This is a genomic window from Leucobacter sp. USHLN154, assembly GCF_037145595.1.
Taxonomy (GTDB): Bacteria; Actinomycetota; Actinomycetes; order Actinomycetales; family Microbacteriaceae; genus Leucobacter; species Leucobacter alluvii.
The window spans coordinates 107,474-124,306 of the sequence record NZ_JBBCXF010000006.1 but is presented as its reverse complement, the minus strand read 5'-3'; the positions used below and the strand labels follow the sequence as shown (position 1 = coordinate 124,306).

The 16,833-nt window shown below is 68.6% G+C and carries 17 protein-coding genes; 8 read left to right on the top strand and 9 right to left on the bottom strand.

The annotated features are described in order from the left end of the window. Positions 1-94 precede the first annotated feature (94 nt). On the top strand, positions 95-1,279 hold the full coding sequence (locus WFH23_RS11990; RefSeq protein ID WP_090147360.1) for an ROK family transcriptional regulator: 1,185 nt from the start codon (positions 95-97) through the stop codon (positions 1,277-1,279). Positions 1,280-1,288: 9 nt separating this feature from the next. On the opposite strand, the gene WFH23_RS11985 is transcribed toward WFH23_RS11990, so the two are convergent. The 3 genes from WFH23_RS11985 to WFH23_RS11975 form a co-directional block, all read right to left on the bottom strand. Then, on the bottom strand, positions 1,289-2,221 hold the full coding sequence (locus tag WFH23_RS11985; RefSeq protein ID WP_336662679.1) for an aldo/keto reductase: 933 nt from the start codon (positions 2,219-2,221) through the stop codon (positions 1,289-1,291). A gap of 47 nt (positions 2,222-2,268) precedes the next feature. Next, complete coding sequence (locus WFH23_RS11980) at positions 2,269-3,237, bottom strand: aldo/keto reductase (protein ID WP_336662678.1); 969 nt, start codon at positions 3,235-3,237, stop codon at positions 2,269-2,271. A 506-nt stretch (positions 3,238-3,743) separates the two neighbouring features. Then, complete coding sequence (locus WFH23_RS11975) at positions 3,744-4,652, bottom strand: PfkB family carbohydrate kinase (protein WP_336662677.1); 909 nt, start codon at positions 4,650-4,652, stop codon at positions 3,744-3,746. Between the two features lie 159 nt (positions 4,653-4,811). Between WFH23_RS11975 and WFH23_RS11970 the strand changes: the two genes are divergently transcribed. Genes WFH23_RS11970 through WFH23_RS11960 form a run of 3 tightly spaced genes read left to right on the top strand, consistent with a single transcriptional unit; the run spans position 4,812 to position 7,044 of the window. Next, positions 4,812-5,612: a glycosyltransferase family 2 protein gene (locus WFH23_RS11970; protein WP_336662676.1), complete on the top strand. Its 801-nt coding sequence runs from the start codon at positions 4,812-4,814 to the stop codon at positions 5,610-5,612. Continuing rightward, positions 5,609-6,475 carry an endonuclease/exonuclease/phosphatase family protein gene (locus WFH23_RS11965; protein WP_336662675.1) on the top strand — a complete coding sequence of 289 codons (867 nt, stop codon included), beginning with the start codon at positions 5,609-5,611 and terminating at the stop codon, positions 6,473-6,475. Before WFH23_RS11970 ends, WFH23_RS11965 begins: the two co-directional genes overlap by 4 nt. Next, the gene (locus tag WFH23_RS11960; protein ID WP_336662674.1) at positions 6,472-7,044 is read left to right on the top strand and encodes a hypothetical protein; all 573 of its coding nucleotides are present in this window, start codon (positions 6,472-6,474) and stop codon (positions 7,042-7,044) included. Before WFH23_RS11965 ends, WFH23_RS11960 begins: the two co-directional genes overlap by 4 nt. 32 nt (positions 7,045-7,076) lie before the next feature. Here the strand turns inward: WFH23_RS11960 and WFH23_RS11955 are convergent, their stop codons facing one another. Then, complete coding sequence (locus tag WFH23_RS11955; RefSeq protein ID WP_336662673.1) at positions 7,077-9,248, bottom strand: ATP-dependent Clp protease ATP-binding subunit; 2,172 nt, start codon at positions 9,246-9,248, stop codon at positions 7,077-7,079. 116 nt (positions 9,249-9,364) lie between these two features. Next, complete coding sequence (locus WFH23_RS11950) at positions 9,365-10,006, bottom strand: TMEM175 family protein (protein WP_336662672.1); 642 nt, start codon at positions 10,004-10,006, stop codon at positions 9,365-9,367. A 101-nt stretch (positions 10,007-10,107) separates the two neighbouring features. Here WFH23_RS11950 and ddaH point away from each other — a divergent pair, with 101 nt between their 5' ends. Both ddaH and WFH23_RS11940 read left to right on the top strand, forming a co-directional pair. Beyond that, complete coding sequence (gene ddaH / locus WFH23_RS11945) at positions 10,108-10,878, top strand: dimethylargininase (protein WP_283242030.1); 771 nt, start codon at positions 10,108-10,110, stop codon at positions 10,876-10,878. A 97-nt stretch (positions 10,879-10,975) separates the two neighbouring features. Further along, positions 10,976-11,410: a DoxX family protein gene (locus WFH23_RS11940; RefSeq protein ID WP_211649878.1), complete on the top strand. Its 435-nt coding sequence runs from the start codon at positions 10,976-10,978 to the stop codon at positions 11,408-11,410. Between the two features lie 10 nt (positions 11,411-11,420). Here WFH23_RS11940 and WFH23_RS11935 read toward each other — a convergent pair whose 3' ends face one another. The 4 genes from WFH23_RS11935 to WFH23_RS11920 are packed head-to-tail and all read right to left on the bottom strand — an operon-like array spanning position 11,421 to position 14,822. Continuing rightward, positions 11,421-12,212: an IclR family transcriptional regulator domain-containing protein gene (locus WFH23_RS11935; RefSeq protein ID WP_336662671.1), complete on the bottom strand. Its 792-nt coding sequence runs from the start codon at positions 12,210-12,212 to the stop codon at positions 11,421-11,423. Between the two features lie 41 nt (positions 12,213-12,253). After that, positions 12,254-13,423: a thiolase family protein gene (locus WFH23_RS11930; RefSeq protein ID WP_336662670.1), complete on the bottom strand. Its 1,170-nt coding sequence runs from the start codon at positions 13,421-13,423 to the stop codon at positions 12,254-12,256. Continuing rightward, entirely contained in the window at positions 13,420-14,079 is a 660-nt protein-coding gene (locus WFH23_RS11925) for a 3-oxoacid CoA-transferase subunit B (RefSeq protein WP_336662669.1), read from the bottom strand. The genes WFH23_RS11930 and WFH23_RS11925 overlap by 4 nt, the downstream gene beginning before the upstream one ends. Then, entirely contained in the window at positions 14,076-14,822 is a 747-nt protein-coding gene (locus WFH23_RS11920; RefSeq protein WP_090147349.1) for a 3-oxoacid CoA-transferase subunit A, read from the bottom strand. The genes WFH23_RS11925 and WFH23_RS11920 overlap by 4 nt, the downstream gene beginning before the upstream one ends. A 112-nt stretch (positions 14,823-14,934) precedes the next feature. On the opposite strand from WFH23_RS11920, the gene WFH23_RS11915 reads away from it, so the two are divergent. Together WFH23_RS11915 and WFH23_RS11910 are read left to right on the top strand one after the other, a co-directional pair. Next, positions 14,935-15,708, top strand: a complete 774-nt coding sequence (locus WFH23_RS11915) for an SDR family NAD(P)-dependent oxidoreductase (protein ID WP_336662668.1) — start codon at positions 14,935-14,937, stop codon at positions 15,706-15,708. Positions 15,709-15,791: 83 nt separating this feature from the next. Beyond that, the gene (locus WFH23_RS11910; protein WP_200330422.1) at positions 15,792-16,805 is read left to right on the top strand and encodes an aldo/keto reductase family protein; all 1,014 of its coding nucleotides are present in this window, start codon (positions 15,792-15,794) and stop codon (positions 16,803-16,805) included. Positions 16,806-16,833 lie beyond the last annotated feature (28 nt).

Here is a 16,833-nt window from a genome sequence, read left to right as displayed (position 1 = left end):
CTATTGTGTTTCCCGCCTCCCCACTTTTGTCAACTATTCTTCATAAGTAATCAAACCGTTACCCAAGTTCGACCTGTGGTTTACTGAAAGTGTGATCGTGCCATCTGCGCCCCCAGAACCTGGAGCCTCGACCGCCGGAGCGCTCCTGCAGCTGTTCCGCGACGGAGCGCCACGCACACGGGCGAATCTCGCCCAACTCACCGGACTGTCACGCCCCACCGTCGCCCAGCGCATCGACCAGCTGATCGACCTCGGTCTCATCGCCCCCGTCGCCGACGCGGCCTCCACCGGTGGACGACCCTCGGCGCAGCTCGCCTTCAACCCGCGCGCCCGCGTCGTGCTCGCAGCCGACCTGGGCGCCCTGCACGCCCGCGTGGCGGTCACCGACCTGCGCGGCGAACTCCTCGCCGAGATCTCGACACCGCGAGAGATCTCCTCCGGCCCCGAGGCGGCGATCGACTGGATCCTCGACTCCGCCGAAGAGCTCCTCCCCAGCCTCGGCTACGACGTTTCGCAGGTCGCCGGAGTCGGCATCGGCGTCCCCGGTCCCGTCGAGTTCTCGACCGGGCGGCCGATCAATCCGCCCATCATGCCCGGATGGGACCGCTTCGACATCCCCTCAGCCATCCGCGCCCGGATCGACGCGCCCGTGCTCGTCGACAATGACGTGAACATCATGGCTCTCGGTGAACTCTCCACCTCTTGGAACGGTGTCACCGACCTCATCTTCGTGAAGGTGGCGAGCGGGATCGGCGCCGGAATCGTCTCGGGCGGATCACTCCGCCGCGGAGCCAACGGAGCTGCGGGCGACATCGGGCACATCGCCCTCGCCCGGGCTGCAGACACGCCGTGCCCGTGCGGCAATCGCGGCTGCCTCGAAGCCGTCGCCTCGGGGCGCGCGCTCGCCCGCGAGCTGAGCACCGAGGAGACGCCCCTGCACCGCCCGAGCGAGGTGGTCGCGCTCGCGAAAGCCGGCGACGTGCACGCCATTCAGCTGATCCGGCAGGCGGGGCGCGACATCGGAGAGGTGCTGACCGCGTGCGTCTCGATCATGAACCCCTCGGCCATCGTCATCGGCGGCACCATGGCGCAGGCGGCAGAGCATCTCGTCGCCGGCGTGCGCGAGGTCGTCTACGCGCGGTCGATCCCGCTCTCCACGGAGCAGCTCACCATCGCGCCGTCGCTCGCCGCAGGCAACGCCGCGATCTACGGCGCCGCGCAGCTCGCCATCGACGCCGCACTCGCACCGGAACGCATCACCGCAGCCCTCGGAGGGTAACGAATCCCGTTACGGAACGGTGTACCCTGCCGCACGGAAGAGCTCGTACCACTCGGCGCGCGTCAGCGTGACATCCGAGCCCTGGGCCGCGGCGGCAACGCGGTCGGGCGACGTCGTTCCGAGCACCACCTGCATGCGCGCCGGGTGGCGGGTGATCCACGCAACGGCGATCGCTTCCGGCGGCACCCCGTACTGCGCGGCGAGGCGCTCGATCACCGTGTTCAGCTCGGGATAGCGATCCGACCCCAGGAAGGGGCCGTCGAAGAAGTTCGCCTGGAAGGGCGACCAGGCCTGCACGGTGATGTCGTGGAGCCGGCAGTAGTCGACCACGCCGTCGTCGCGGGTCACGGATTGCGGTAGGCCCTGCATGTTCGCGGCGATGCCCTGAGCGATCATCGGCGAATGCGTGATCGACAGCTGCAGTTGATTCGCGACGAGCGGCTGGGTCACGTACTTGCGCAACAGGTCGATCTGCCGAGGCGTGTGGTTCGAGACACCGAAGGCGCGCACCTTGCCTGACGCCGAGAGCTCGTCGAACGCCCGCGCCACCTCTTCCGGCTCGACGAGCGCGTCGGGCCGGTGCAGCAGCAGAATGTCGAGGTAGTCGGTGCCGAGGGCGTCGAGCGAACCGTGCACCGACTCCACGATGTGCTCGTACGAGAAATCGAAGTAGGGGCCGTCTTTCACGATGCCAGCCTTCGACTGGATCACCCACTGCTCCCGCTCCGACGGCGTCAGACGCAGGGCCTCCGCGAAACGGCGCTCGCACCCGTGCAGCGGGTCCCCGTAGATGTCGGCATGGTCGAGGAAGGTGATGCCGGCATCGCGCGCGGCTCCCACGAGCGTGCGCACCTCGTCGTCTGACTTGTCTTGGATGCGCATCAGCCCCAGCACGACGTCGGAAACGATGAGGTCGGTGCCCGGCAGTGTGAAAGTCCGCATGCGGCTCACACTACCGGGCGACGGCGATCACGTCAGCGGGTTTCCCGTCAGGCGGAAGCGGCCGTAATATTCGCGAGCTCCGCATCCGAGAGCTCGAGCGACAGCGACGCGAGCAGGGCGGGCAGCTGCTCGAGATTGCGTGCGCTGGCGATTGGCGCCGCGACCGTCGGCTGCTGCCGCAGCCAGGCGAGGGAGACCGCGGCGACCGGCGCGTCGTGGGCTGCGGCCGCGGCGTCCAACGCCTCCAGCACGGCACGGCCACGGTCGTCGAGGTACTCAGCCGCCTCACCCGCGCGCGGGCTCGCGCCAGCAGCGGTTGCGTCATCGGCGTCGCGGTACTTGCCCGCGAGGAACCCCTTCGCCAAGGAGAAGTACGGGAACACCGCGAGTCCCTCCTCCTCGGCGACCGCGCGCAGCCCATTCGTCTCGAAATCGCGCTCGACGAGGTTGTAATGCGGCTGCAGCGCGACCGGCAGGTGGTATCCCCCGTCCCTCGCGATTCGGAACCACTCGGCGACCCGATCGGCCGTGTAGTTCGATACGCCGATCGCCCGCACCTTGCCCGAATCGACGAGCTCCGAGAAGACGGCGACGGTCTCCTCGAGCGGGGTCTCGGCGTCATCGAAGTGCGCGTAGTAGAGGTCGATGCGATCCGTCTGCAACCGCTGCAGCGAAGCATCTGCCGCGGCGCGCACATTCGCCGGGGCGAGGCCGGAGAAGTCGGGGTGCGTCGACACCTTCGTCGCGAGAACGACGGAATCGCGGTTGCGGCGCTCGGCGAACCATTCGCCAATGATCGTCTCGGATTCACCGCCGGAGTTGCCTGGCGCCCACGCCGAGTATCCGTCAGCGGTGTCGACGAAATCACCCCCACCCGCCAAGAACGCGTCGAGCACGTCGAACGACGCGGCTCGATCCGCCGTCCAGCCGAAGACGTTGCCGCCCAGTGCGAGCGGTGCAATGTCGAGGTCGGAGGTGCCGATGCGGGTCCGTGCGGACTGTCCAGCCTGGGTCATGAGATCTCCTTCGCGGTTCGGGCCACCCTGCGGTGCTTCCACTGGAAGCTAACCGGGCGCCCCGCGCGCGCATTCCTTTGTGACGCGGTGCGACAGGCGCGCACAGCCCCGCACCATCTCGCCGCATCAGACGCGGAATTATACGTCACAACGCGATCTTTTGACAGCACTCCTCGGATTCCCTGTATAACGGCGACCATTGAATCCCAGAACGAGAGGAAAAGTGAGACCGACGATGAACCTCATGGCGCACGCTCCACATATCGCTCTGATCGAGTTGCAAGAAAGGCTGAACAAGCGCATGGCTATCGAGTACGCAGAACACCCCTTCTCCGAGTTGCCGACGGAGGAACAACGGGAAGTGCTGGCACGCATGGCTCGGGAGCGCCAAGCACGCTGGGAGGCCGCAATGCGGGAGGCGGGTCGCACGACATCGCGCATCCCCGACGCATCGGCGCGTCGTTATGCGGATACGGTACGCCCCACAGGGGACGGGTCCATTCCGCTCATTCATGGGTGAAGCGGGTGAACCCTCCGAACTGCTGCACGGCGGTCGACGCAGCCTCGGAGGCGCGTCGGCCGAGATCCCGCGCTGATTCGTCACGGATCAGACCCGCCACGAGACCCGCGACGAAGGCGTCGCCGGCACCGGTGCGGTCGACGACGGGAGCGTCTCCGAACGGGAATAACTGGGAGCCCCCTTCCCAGGCCACGAGATCACCCGCCCCCGAGACGGACAGTGCGACGACGGACGGGCCGCGGCGCAGGAGCTCTTCCGCCGCCCGCTGGGCATCGTCCGTGCTCGCGATCGTGCGCCCGGTGAGCGCCTCGGCTTCGTCTGCATTCGCTCGGACGACGTGTGCGTGCGCGAGCAGGGGCGCCCCGTATGCACCGTCGGCGCCACCTTCGACGGCACCGTCGAGGACGATTCGGGCATTCGGCGCGAGTTGGGCCGCGCGCAGCAGCACCGCGGCGGGTTGGCGCAGCTGGAGCACGACCACGCGCGCCGCTTCGAGCACCGGTGCAGCGCGGCGGAGGTCTTCCTCACGCACGTCCGCTTCCGGCGGCACGTGCTCGAAGATCCGGCGCTCGCCGGCGCCGGTCACGAGATCGAGGAACAACGACGTCGCACCGCGCCGCGCAACCGGTGCAGTGTCGATGCCGAGTTCGTGCGCATCTTCGAGTACCGCCTCGCCGGCACGGTCGGCGCCGAGCGCCGCGATCAGCGTGACGTGACACTCGGGGCTGAGCTGCCGAACCCCGGAGGCGATGTTCGCGCCTTTTCCGCCGAGTCGTTCCATGCGTTCCGAGACGCTCGCCGACGCGCCGGCTTCTGGAAGAGTCGTCGCGCCCAGCGCGAGATCCCTCCCGGCAGACCCCACGACGACCACGCGCTGCGAATTCTCGGCGACCATGTCGATCATGGTAGATCGCGCTCATGACCGGCGGCACAGGGTTGCCGACGCCTGAGGCGACCGGTAGACCGAACGCGCGCCGCTGCTGGGCACCCCTCAGCGATCGCCGCGCTCGCCCCGCTACGCTGGCCTGCAGAGCAAGAGGCCTGGGGGTGGCGCGTGGACGGGGATCATGACTCGACCGTATCCGTCGTGATTCCCGTGAAAGACGACGCGCCGCTGCTGGCCCGCTGCCTCCGCGCACTCGCGGAGCAGACGCGCGCGCCGCACGAGATCATCGTCGTCGACAACAACTCCCAGGACGACTCTGCCCGAGTCGCACGTGACGCCGGCGCGACCGTGGTTCCCTGCGCAGCGCCGGGCATTCCGGCGGCGAGCGCGACCGGCTACGACGCGGCGTCGAGCGACTACGTGCTGCGCCTCGACGCGGACTGCCTGCCCGAGCCGACGTGGATCGCGACCTTCGCCGGGGCGCTCGACGCGCGGCGCGATGTCGCCGTCGTCACCGGAGGCGCGCACTTCGTCGACGGGCCGAAGCCGCTCCGGCGGATCGCCGCGGCGATCTATCTGGGCATGTACGTCGCGACGACCTCTCCGGCGCTCGGACACTCGCCGGTCTTCGGATCGAACCTCGGGTTCCGGCGCTCGGCCTGGCTCGCCGTGCGCGACGAGGTGCATCTGCACGCCGGCATCCACGACGACCTGGACCTCGCGTATCACTTCGGCGAGCGGCACCGCATTCGTCGTGTGCGCACGCCGGTGATGGGCATGTCGATGCGGCCGCTGTCGTCGGTCGGCGGGTTCGCGCGACGCACCGCATGGGCGTTCCGCACGGTGCTGCTGCACTGGCCCGCCGATTTTCCGTCGGTGCGGTGGATCCGCCTCGCGTTACGGCGCGTGCTGCATCGGCTGGGCGTCCCGACTCCGCGCGCAGCACGGACGCGGCAGGCGCGAGCGTGAGTGCGAGGATCCTCGGGGATGCGACCGCCGAGCCGTCACCCTCCGTGCGTGTGATGACCGCGAACATCCGCCGGCGTCTCGACCGCTGGACGCGACGGGCCGACCGGTGGCCGCTGCGCCGTGATCGGCTGCGGCGACAGCTCCAGATCGCACGCCCGCATCTGCTGGGCGCGCAGGAGGCGCTGCCGAGTCAGACGCGATGGGTGCGCGAATCGCTCGGCGAGGGCTATCGCTTCGTCGGCCACGGCCGAGGCGCCTGCGGTGGCGGCGAAGGCTGCCCCGTGTTCTACGACGCGACCCGGCTGGAGCTGCTCGACTGGCGCCAGGTCGCACTCTCCGACACCCCGGACCGCGCCGGTTCACGCAGCTGGGGCAACCTGATCCCGCGCGTCGCGGTCATCGCGCATCTCCGCGACCGTCTCACGTCGACGGAGTTCCGCTGCATCAACACGCATCTCGATCATCTGAGCGGGCGCTCGCGGCTGCGTTCCCTGGAGTACCTGCGCGACAAGATCGCGGCCGAGGCTGGTCCGGCGATCCTCACCGGCGATCTCAACACCGGTCCGGGATCCCCAGCCCTCGATGCGCTTCTCGACGGGGGCGCGCTCGACGACGCGTGGCGCAGCGCGGGCGAACGAGGCAGCGCCGAGTACGCCACCTACGCGAACTACCGCACTCCCAGGCTCGGGCGTCGGCTCGACTGGATCGTGACGACCACCGACATCGATGTGGATCGCGTGGAGATGCTGACGGAGCCCGTGCTGGGCGGTTGGCCGTCTGATCATCTGCCCGTGCTCGCCGAGATGCGACTTCCGCAGCGACTCCCGACGCACCTCCTCAGGAGAGGCAGGGGAACCGGATGAAGGCGAACTTCTTGCGCCCCCCGCGGGGCGGCGCGGAGTACCTGGCCGACGCCCTGCGCATCATCGGCCTGCTCGGGGTGATCGGTGCGGCGATCTGGCTCGAGCCCACCGATGCGGGAATTCTGGCGCTCACCCTTCCCGCGCTCGTCGCACCGCGGTTCCTCGGGGCGCGTGCCGGGTTCGACATCCCATTCTCGATCATCGTGCTGCTCGCCGCGTGGAGCAACGTCATCGATCTCTATCGCACCGTCGATGGCTGGGACATCGTGATGCACGTCGTCTGCATGGGCGCGCTCGTGCCGATCGCGTATCTCCTCCTCGCGCACTGGAGCATCGTGCCGTCCACGTCGTCCCCGACGTTCCGCAAGCGCGTGCCGATCGTGCTCTACCCCGTGCTCGGGCTGGCGCTCGGCGCGGTCTGGGAGATGATCGAATGGGCCGGATTCGTCTTCGTCAGCGACGACATCTTCGTGGAGTACCACGACACGATCAGCGACATGGCGGTCGGGGCGCTCGGGGCGCTCGCGGCTGGCATCGTGCTCGCAGGGGTGCGCCTCGACCGGGACTGATCGAGGCGCACCCCCCCCCACCGAGCCGTTTCCTAAACCGCTGGCATCACCGAGAGTTCAAGCCCGTCTCCGTCGGCCGCGACATCGACGCGCACCGCAGAACCGTCGCGCACTTCTCCCGACAGGATCGCACGCGCGAGCCGGTCGTCGATCTCCTTCTGCATGAGACGCCGCAACGGCCTGGCGCCGTAGATCGGATCGTATCCCCGCGATGCGAGCCAGCTGCGTGCGTCAGGGGTCACCGCGAGCGTAAGGCGCCGATCCGCCAATCGCAGTTGCAACCGGTCGATCGACAGTTCGACGATCTGCGCGAGGTCGGCGACGCTCAGCGGGTGGAAGATCACCATCTCGTCCAGACGATTGATGAACTCGGGCTTGAACGCGCGCCGAACTGTCTCGCGCACCGCGCTCTCCTTGTCGCTCCACACCATGTCGGGGTCGATCAGGTACTGGCTGCCGAGGTTCGATGTGAGGATCAGGATGACGTTGCGGAAGTCGACCGTGCGGCCCTGCCCGTCGGTCAGGCGTCCGTCGTCAAGCACCTGCAGCAGCACGTCGAAGACCTCGGGGTGCGCCTTCTCGACCTCGTCGAGCAGTACGACCGAGTACGGCCGACGCCGCACCGTCTCGGTGAGCTGACCGCCCTGCTCGTACCCGACGTATCCCGGAGGAGCGCCGACGAGCCGCGAGACCGAGTGCTTCTCGCCGTATTCCGACATGTCGATGCGCACCATGGCGTGCTCGTCATCGAAGAGGAACTCGGCGAGCGCCTTGGCGAGCTCGGTCTTGCCGACACCGGTGGGCCCGAGGAAGAGGAAGGATCCGGTCGGCCGATTGGGGTCGGCGATGCCGGCGCGCGTGCGTCGCACGGCGTCGGAGACGGCGCGCACCGCCTCGCCCTGGCCGACCAGCCGCTTCGCGAGCTCGTGCTCGAGCGCGAGCAGCTTCTCGGTCTCGCCCTGCAGCAGGCGCCCGACGGGAATTCCCGTCCACGCCGCCACGACACCGGCGATGTCCTCGTCGGTGACCTGGTCGTTGACCATGCGCTCCTCGCCGTCGACCGCTCCCTGCGCTTCGGCGTCCTCGGCCTCGGTGAGCTGCTTCTGGATGACGGGGATCTCGCCGTACAGCAGCTTGGACGCCTTTTCCAGCTTGCCCTCGCGCTGGGCGACTTCAGCCTCCATCCGCAACTGGTCGAGCTTCTCACGGAGCGCGCCGACGCGGTTCAGCGAGTCGCGCTCGCGCTCCCACCGCGCTTCGAGCTCGTCGAGCTCCGACCGCTTCGCAGCGAGATCGTCACGGAGTTTCGCGAGGCGCTCCTTCGAGGCGTCGTCCTTCTCCTTCTTCAGAGCGAGTTCCTCGAGCTTCAGGCGATCCACTGCACGCCGCAGCTCATCGATCTCGACCGGAGCGGAGTCGATCTCCATGCGCAGGCGGCTCGCCGCCTCGTCGATCAGATCGATGGCCTTGTCCGGCAGCTGCCTGGCCGTGATGTACCGGTCGGAGAGAGCCGCTGCAGCGACGAGCGCGGAATCGGCGATGGTCACCTTGTGGTGCGCCTCGTACCGCTCCTTCAACCCGCGGAGGATCGCCACCGTGTCCGTCACGGACGGTTCGCCGACGTAGACCTGCTGGAAGCGACGCTCGAGCGCGGCGTCCTTCTCGATGTACTCGCGGTACTCGTCGAGGGTGGTGGCTCCGATGAGCCGCAGTTCGCCTCGGGCGAGCATCGGCTTGAGCATCTGCGACGCCGCGACCGAGGACTCTCCGCCGCCTGCCCCCATGAGCGTGTGCAGCTCGTCGATGAACGTGATGAATTTGCCGTCGGAATCCTTGATCTCCTGCAGCACCGCCTTCATGCGCTCTTCGAACTCGCCGCGGTACTTGGCGCCCGCGATGAGTGCTGAGATGTCGAGGGAGATGAGCTCCTTGTTCTTCAGCGACTCCGCGACGTCGCCCGCGACGATGCGCTGGGCGAGCCCTTCGACCACGGCGGTCTTGCCGACGCCGGGGTCGCCGATGAGCACCGGGTTGTTCTTGGTGCGACGCGTGAGCACTTGGCTGACGCGTCGGATCTCGGAGTCGCGTCCGATGACTGGATCGAGCTTGCCCGACCGGGCGACCTCGGTCAGGTTGACTCCGAACTGCTCGAGCGCCGACTGCTGCTCGTCTTCGCCCTGGGCGGGCGTCCAATTGGCCTGCATGTGGGGTCCTCTCTCGATCAATCTCGGTGTGCGGGCGACTTTTCTGGTTGGTGATCAGGGAGTCCCGCAAACTTGAGTGAATATGACTCAAGTTTAGCCGCTCCTGCAAGAATGCGCTAGGACCGGGCTCCGATCATCCGTCCGATGAGCCGCTGCGCCGGCGCCGACAGCAGCATGACGAGCATCGACCAGTACCCGAGAGCGGGAATCGCGAGCGCGAGCAGCAGCGCAGCGCCGAAGAGGATCACGAGCGAGAGATCGAGCGCGAGCCCTTCGAGCACGGCGCCGCGGGGCGCGCGGTGCAGTGCGGGGTGCGCGCGGAGAAAGAGGCGCACGAACAGGGATGCCAGAGCGGCGAGGACCAGACTGCCGATGTACAGCGTTCTCGCGACGCCGTCGTCATCATCCATGCGCCCGGCGATCGCGGTGGCGACGGGAAGCCAGACGATCGTGAGCAGCCAGCCCGCCAGCAGCCACATGAATGACGACGTCACGCGCTCGACATCGGCGAAGAGCCGGTGATGGATCATCCAGAACATGGCGATCAGCACGAAACTCAGCACGAAGCTCAGCAGCTGCCCCGTGTGATCACCGAGCCAGGTCAGCGCATCGTCGCCGGCTCCGGCGACCTCGCCCACGCTCTCCATGAGCGGCAGGATCAGGAGCGTGAGGGCGATCGCGACGACGCCGTCGACGAACGCGGTGACGCGCTCAGCGCCGGATCCGACCTGCTCACGGGGTACGGCCTCAGCTGCCATGTGGTCAGTGTAAGCGCGGGCGTCCCTCACGCGCAGCTGTCGTCTTCCGGCGCCCGATAGCCTGGGTACGACCCGTACCCGACCTCGAAGGAATCACACTGATGTCGAAGATCGCCCTCGTGCGCAAGCCCAGCCCCCTGCTCGACAACGGAATCGTCGACCACATCGAGAAGGTGGCGGTCGACCTCGAGCGCGCGCTCGAGGAGTGGCAGGGGTACGTTGCGGCGCTGCGCTCGCACGGCTGGGAGACGATCGAGGTCGATGCCGCCGACGATTGCCCGGATTCCGTGTTCATCGAAGACACGGTCGTGATGTTCCGCAACGTCGCCGTGATCTCGCGCCCCGGTGCCGACAGCCGCAAGCCCGAGACCGCCGGCACGCGCAAAGCACTCGAAGAGCTCGGCCTGCCGATCGCCGAGATTCGCGAACCCGGCACCCTCGACGGCGGCGACGTGCTCAAGATCGGCGACACCGTCTACGTCGGCCGCGGCGGCCGCACGAACGCCGAGGGCGTCGCGCAGCTGCGTCGCATCCTGGCCCCGCTGGGCGCGAAGGTCGTCGGCGTCCCGGTCACGAAAGTGCTGCACCTCAAGACCGCGGTGACCGCGCTCCCCGACGGCACGGTCATCGGCTACCCGGAGTTCGTCGACAACTCCGACATCTTCGATCGCTTCCTCCCCGTCCCGGAGCCGCACGGCACGGCCGTCGTCTGCTTGAGCGAATCCGAGCTCATCATTTCCGCTTCCGCTCCCCGGACCGCGGAGATGCTGCGCGACCTCGGGTACACCGTGACCGAGGTCGCGCTCGCGGAGTACGAGAAGCTCGAGGGCTGCCCCACCTGCCTCTCGGTGCGTGTGCGCAACGCCCACTGAGACGTCCAGCTGATCCCGCGCGGTACGGCAACCGGCTGTTCGTGCCGCCAGCGTGCACGTACGCTGGCCCCATCCATCACCCGCCGGGAGGCCACGCATGAGCGCACTGATCACCACCGCACCACCCCGGGCGACGCCCCTGCAGCATGTCGCCCGGGTGCTTCTGGGGCTCGCGCTCCTGTTCGCAGGGATCGCTCACCTCACGTTCGCACGCCGCGATTTCCAAGCGCAGGTGCCCGATTGGGTGCCCGCAGACAAGGATTTCGTGGTCGTGGCCTCCGGCATCGTCGAGATCAGCCTGGGCGGCGCGGTCGCCGTGCTCGGCAGGCTGCGGGTGCCGATCGGCTGGGTGATCGCGGGGTTCTTCATCGCAGTGTTCCCCGGCAACATCTCGCAGTTCGTGACCCGCTCAGACGCGTTCGGGCTCGACAGCGATGCCGCGCGCGGGATCCGGCTGGTGTTCCAACCGCTCCTCGTGCTCTGGGCCCTGTGGTCGTGCGGAGCACTCCAGGCGATGCGACGCGGGCGCTGAGCGCCGGCGGTTACACGTGCCGCAGATCCTCCGCAATCGCGGCGGTCGTCTCCAGCAGACGCGGAACATGCTCCTCGCGGAGCCGAGCGAGCGAGTCTCTGCTCGCACTCGTCGACACGTTCACCGCCGCGGCGACGGACCCATCGCGGCGACGCACCGGGGCGGCAGCAGATCGCAGCCCCACCTCGAGCTCGCCGTCGACGATCGCCCACCCCTGCTCGCGCACGCGCAGGAGTTCAGCGCGGAGCCGCTCGGGGTCGGTGAGGGTCCGTTGCGTGAGCGCGGGCGTCGGAGCATGCGCGAGCACGGTCTCGGCCTCCGATTCGGGCAACGCCGCGAGCAGTACCCGCCCCATGCTCGTCGCGTAGGCGGGGAAGCTGGTGCCGATGGTGATGCCGACGGTCATGATGCGCCGCGTCGGCACCCGGGCGACGTAGACGATGTCGCTGCCCGCGAGCACCGCGGCCGACACCGATTCGCCGGTCTCACGTGAGAGCCGCTCGAGGTGCGGCTGCATCACCTCGGGAAGCGAAAGGGCGGAGAGGTAGCTGAACCCCAGTTCGAGCACTCGCGGGGTCAGGGCGAAGGCGCGTCCGTCCGACCGCACGTACCCGAGCGTCTCGAGCGTGCGCAGAAACCGCCGCGCAGCCGCCGCAGGAATTCCGGCCCGCCGTGAAACGTCGCTGAGGCTGAGCTCCGGATGCTCCGCGTCGAAGGCCCGGATCACGGCGAGCCCGCGCGCGAGCGACTGCACGAAGTCGCCGCTCGCCGCCTCGCCCGCGGGTTCTGAATGCGCATTCACGCGCCCACCTTACCGGCCCGACCCGGTGGCCTCCGCACGTGTCATCGTTCGAGCACGACGGCGAGCCCCTGCCCCACTCCGATGCAGATCGCGACCACGGCGACGCCCCCGCCGAGACGCCGCAACCCGTGAGCCGCCCGCCCGATGATGCGCCCCCCTGATGCTCCGAGCGGGTGCCCGATCGCCAGCGCGCCACCGTGCACGTTCAACCGTTCCGGGTCGAGCTCCGGCCACCCGGCCAGGCAGGCGAGCGACTGCGACGCGAAGGCTTCGTTCAGTTCGACGAAGTCGACGTCGGACCAGCTGCGCCCGGATCGCGCGAGCGCCCGATTCGCCGCCTCGATCGGAGCGATGGGGAAGAGGTCGGGATCCACACCGTGCGTCGCGCGCCCCGTGATGCGGGCGAGCGGTTCTGCGGCGATCGCCCCCTCGCCGCCGATGAGGACCGCCGATGCGCCGTCGTTGATCGACGAGGCGTTCGCCGCGGTGACGGTCCCGTCGGCCGCGAACAGCGGTCGTAGGGCGGCGAGCTTCTCGACGGTCGAACCGTCGCGTATCCCCTCGTCTCGAGCGAGCTCCGCTCCCGGCACCTGCACGATCTCGTCGTCGAACACTCCGTCCGCCCACGCCGCCGACGCCCGCTGATGCGAGCGCACCGCGAACGCGTCCTGGCGCTCGCGCGAAATGCTCCACTCGCGTGCGATCCTCTCGGCGGACTCGCCATTCGAGATGCTCCACGGCGCGGGGAACGCCGGGTTCACCATGCGCCACCCGATGGACGTGTTCCACATCGTCTGGTTGCCGACCGACGGCCACGGCTTCGCCGACTTCTCAACGACGAAGGGAGCCCGGCTCATCGATTCGACGCCGCCGGCCAGCACGATCTGAGCGTCGCCGGATTCGACCGCTCGCGCGGCCTGGATCACCGCTTCGACCGACGATGCGCAGAGCCGATTGACGGTCGTTCCCGTGACGGTGGTGGGGAAGCCTGCGAGCAGGGCGCCGAAGCGCGCGACGTTGCGGTTGTCTTCGCCCGCTTGATTCGCATCGCCGAAGATCACATCGTCGATGCGCCCGGGGTCGATGCCGGTGCGCTCCGCACTCGCCCGCATCACGGTGGCAGCGAGGTCGTCGGGGCGCACTCCGGAGAGAGCTCCTCCGGCGCGGCCGAACGGCGTGCGCACCGCATCGTAGATGAATGCTCCGGTCATGATCGTCCCTCCGCAGTCGCATCCGTGAGGCGCAGGCCCGTGGCCGCCTCGAGCATCGGTATCGAGTTATCGCCGAACAGCTCGCGCACGGCGAACCCGTCCTCGGTCACCTCGAAAACGGCGTGATCGGTGTAGACCCGCGAGACACACGCGGTGCCGGTCAACGGATACGAGCCGGCCGCGACGAGTTTCGACTCCCCCTGCTTCGTCAGCAGGTCGGTCATCACGTACACGTGCTTCGCCCCGATCGCGAGATCCATCGCCCCGCCGACGGCCGGAATCGCCCCGGGAGCCCCGGTCGACCAATTGGCGAGATCCCCGTTGGAGGCGACCTGGAACGCCCCGAGCACGCACACGTCGAGGTGACCCCCGCGCATCATGCCGAAGGAGTCCGCGTGGTGGAAGTAGGCGGCGCCGGCGACGGCGGTCACCGCCTGCTTGCCTGCGTTGATGAGATCGGGATCGACGCGTCCGGCGGCAGGTGCTCGACCCATGCCGAGCATGCCGTTCTCAGTGTGCAGGATGATCTCGGCGTCGTCCGACAGGTAGTCGGCGACCAGAGTCGGCGCACCGATGCCGAGGTTGACGACGGACCCCTCGGCGATGTCGGCTGCGATGCGTGCCGCGAGCTCCTCGCGGGTGATGCGGGTGCTCATGCGACGTCCCCCTCGGCCTGCACCGGCGCTCCTGCGAGGTCCACGCCTCCCACGAAGACGCCGTCGCGCAACCAACGGCGCTCGCCGACGGCGACCACGCGATCCACGTAGATGCCGGGAGTCACCACGACCTCGGGATCGATGTCGCCGAGCGGGACCACCGTGTCGACTTGCGCGATCGTCGTCTGCGCGGCCGCCGCCATGATCGGACCGAAATTGCGCGCGGTCTCGCGATAGACGAGGTTGCCCCAGCGATCGGCGTTCCACCCACTGATCAGCGCGAAGTCGGCGCGAATCGGGTACTCGAGCGCGTATGCTCGCCCAGCGATCTCGCGGATCTCCTTGCCTGCCGCGAGTTCCGTGCCGACGCCCGTGGGGGTGTAGAAGGCGCCGATGCCGGCGCCGGCCGCGCGGATCCGCTCCGCGAGGTTGCCCTGCGGCACCAGTTCGAGCTCGATCGCGCCTGCGCGATAGAGCCCGTCGAACACCCAGGAATCCGCTTGTCGGGGGAACGAGCAGATGATCTTGCGTACGCGACGCTCGGCGAGCAGCGCGGCGAGGCCGTCGTCACCGTTTCCCGCGTTGTTGTTCACGATCGTGAGGTCGCTCGCGCCGTGGGCGATGAGTGCGTCGATCAACTCGATGGGCTGCCCGGCTCTGCCGAATCCGCCGATCATCACCGTAGCGCCGTCGTGAATGCCCGCCACCGCGGCCGCGGGATCCGGCACCGTCTTGTCGATCATGAACGCGTCATTTCGCACAGCGAAGTATAGTTCGTCATGCGAACACACTACCCGATTGCGGCGGTGGGGCACACCCCTGGTCGTCCGCACCGCGTGCTGGCAGACTGGGCCGATGCCTCTTACCGCACTGATCACCGGCGCATCGACAGGACTCGGAGCCGAGTTCGCCCGGCAGCTCGCCGCCGCAGGCGTCGACCTCGTGCTCGTCGCACGCGACCGCGAACGGCTCGAGATCCTGGCCTCCGAGCTGCGGGATCGCCACGGCATCGACGCCTCCGCGCTGCCAGCCGACCTCACCCGCGCTCCCGACCTGGAGCGGGTGGCGGGCCGGCTCAGCGCGCGGGATCGTCCCGTCGACATCCTCGTGAACAACGCGGGATTCGGTGTTGCCGACGGCTTCGAGACGAGCGAACTCGACGACGAGCGGAGGCTGCACGAACTGCTGTCATGGGTGCCGCTCCACCTGTCGCACGCCGCCGTCCCGGGAATGCTCGACCGGGGCTACGGCTGGATCCTGAACGTCGCCAGCGTCGCCGCATTCACGCCGACGGGCACCTACGGAGCCGCGAAGGCGGCGATCGTGTCGCTCTCGCGCTCCCTCAACGCGCGCTACCGCCGTCGCGGCGTGCGCGTGACCGCTCTCTGCCCGGGCCTGCTCGGCACCGAATTCCATGCGCGCATGGGAGAGGATCACCTGCCCCGCCTCCCACGGATCGCCTGGGCGAGCACCGCCCGCGTCGCGCAGGAGGGACTCTCCGCAGTTCGACGCGGCCGGAGCGTCCTGATCTCCGATTGGCGCTACCGACTCCTCGCGCCGCTCATCCACGTGCTGCCCGACCGACTGCTCGAGCGCACGTCGACGACGAACGACGGCGCGCTGAACTGAGCCCGAGCGGCACCCGCGCGGCCCGCACCGCACATTCATCCGACTCACTGCCCGCGCACGCCGAGCGGGCATAGGCTGAGGCAATGGTCAACTATCGGTATCTCGGAAACAGCGGCTTCAAGGTCTCGGAAATCACGTTCGGCAACTGGGTGACGCACGCGTCTCAGGTCGCCGACGACGCGGCGATCAAGACGGTGCACGCGGCGCTCGACGCCGGCATCACCACGTTCGACACCGCCGACACGTACGCGAACACCGCGGCCGAGGCCGTGCTCGGGCGCGCGCTGGAGGGGCAGCGACGCGAGGGTCTCGAGATCTTCACGAAGGTGTACTTCCCGACCGGCCAGAAGGGGCCGAACGACACCGGGCTGAGCCGCAAGCACATCCTCGAATCGATCAACGGCTCGCTCCGCCGCCTCGGCACCGATTACGTTGACCTGTACCAGGCTCACCGCTTCGACTACGAGACGCCGCTCGAAGAGACGTTCCAGGCGTTCGCCGACGTCGTGCGGCAGGGCAAGGCGCTCTACATCGGCGTCTCGGAATGGACCGCCGAGCAGCTGCGCGAGGGGCACCAGCTCGCGCGCGAATTCGGCGTGCAGCTCATCTCGAACCAGCCGCAGTACTCGATGCTGCACCGCGTGATCGAGGGGAAGGTCGTTCCGGCGTCCGAGGAGCTCGGCATCTCGCAGATCGTCTGGTCACCCATGGCGCAGGGCGTGCTCTCGGGCAAGTACCTTCCCGGACAACCGGTGCCCTCGGGTTCGCGCGCGACCGATGGCAAGAGCGGTGCGGAGTTCATGCGGAAGTTCTTGGACGACCGGATCCTCGAGGCCGTGCAGGGCCTGAAGCCGATCGCCGAGCAGGCCGGGCTCACCATGCCGCAGCTCGCGATCGCCTGGGTGCTGCAGAATCCGAACGTGGCCGCGGCCCTCGTGGGGGCCTCGCGACCCGAGCAGCTCGCCGACACGGTGAAGGCGTCAGGAGTCGTGCTCGACGCCGACACGCTCGCAGCCATCGACGATGCGCTCGGCGACATTCCCAATCGCGACGCCGAGGACACGTACGAGGTGTCGCCGAAGACCCGTCTGGTCTGATCCGGCCGGCCGCCTCCGGCCTGCCGCT

Coding starts and splice junctions, on each gene's coding strand:
- WFH23_RS11975 (WP_336662677.1), bottom strand. CDS start 4,652: ATGGTCGCCGAGAATTCGCAGCGCGTGGTCGTCGTGGGGTCTGCCGGG.
- WFH23_RS11960 (WP_336662674.1), top strand. CDS start 6,472: ATGAAGGCGAACTTCTTGCGCCCCCCGCGGGGCGGCGCGGAGTACCTG.
- WFH23_RS11940 (WP_211649878.1), top strand. CDS start 10,976: ATGAGCGCACTGATCACCACCGCACCACCCCGGGCGACGCCCCTGCAG.
- ddaH (WP_283242030.1), top strand. CDS start 10,108: ATGTCGAAGATCGCCCTCGTGCGCAAGCCCAGCCCCCTGCTCGACAAC.
- WFH23_RS11910 (WP_200330422.1), top strand. CDS start 15,792: ATGGTCAACTATCGGTATCTCGGAAACAGCGGCTTCAAGGTCTCGGAA.
- WFH23_RS11980 (WP_336662678.1), bottom strand. CDS start 3,237: ATGACCCAGGCTGGACAGTCCGCACGGACCCGCATCGGCACCTCCGAC.
- WFH23_RS11985 (WP_336662679.1), bottom strand. CDS start 2,221: ATGCGGACTTTCACACTGCCGGGCACCGACCTCATCGTTTCCGACGTC.
- WFH23_RS11955 (WP_336662673.1), bottom strand. CDS start 9,248: ATGCAGGCCAATTGGACGCCCGCCCAGGGCGAAGACGAGCAGCAGTCG.
- WFH23_RS11915 (WP_336662668.1), top strand. CDS start 14,935: ATGCCTCTTACCGCACTGATCACCGGCGCATCGACAGGACTCGGAGCC.
- WFH23_RS11920 (WP_090147349.1), bottom strand. CDS start 14,822: ATGATCGACAAGACGGTGCCGGATCCCGCGGCCGCGGTGGCGGGCATT.
- WFH23_RS11950 (WP_336662672.1), bottom strand. CDS start 10,006: ATGGCAGCTGAGGCCGTACCCCGTGAGCAGGTCGGATCCGGCGCTGAG.
- WFH23_RS11925 (WP_336662669.1), bottom strand. CDS start 14,079: ATGAGCACCCGCATCACCCGCGAGGAGCTCGCGGCACGCATCGCAGCC.
- WFH23_RS11930 (WP_336662670.1), bottom strand. CDS start 13,423: ATGACCGGAGCATTCATCTACGATGCGGTGCGCACGCCGTTCGGCCGC.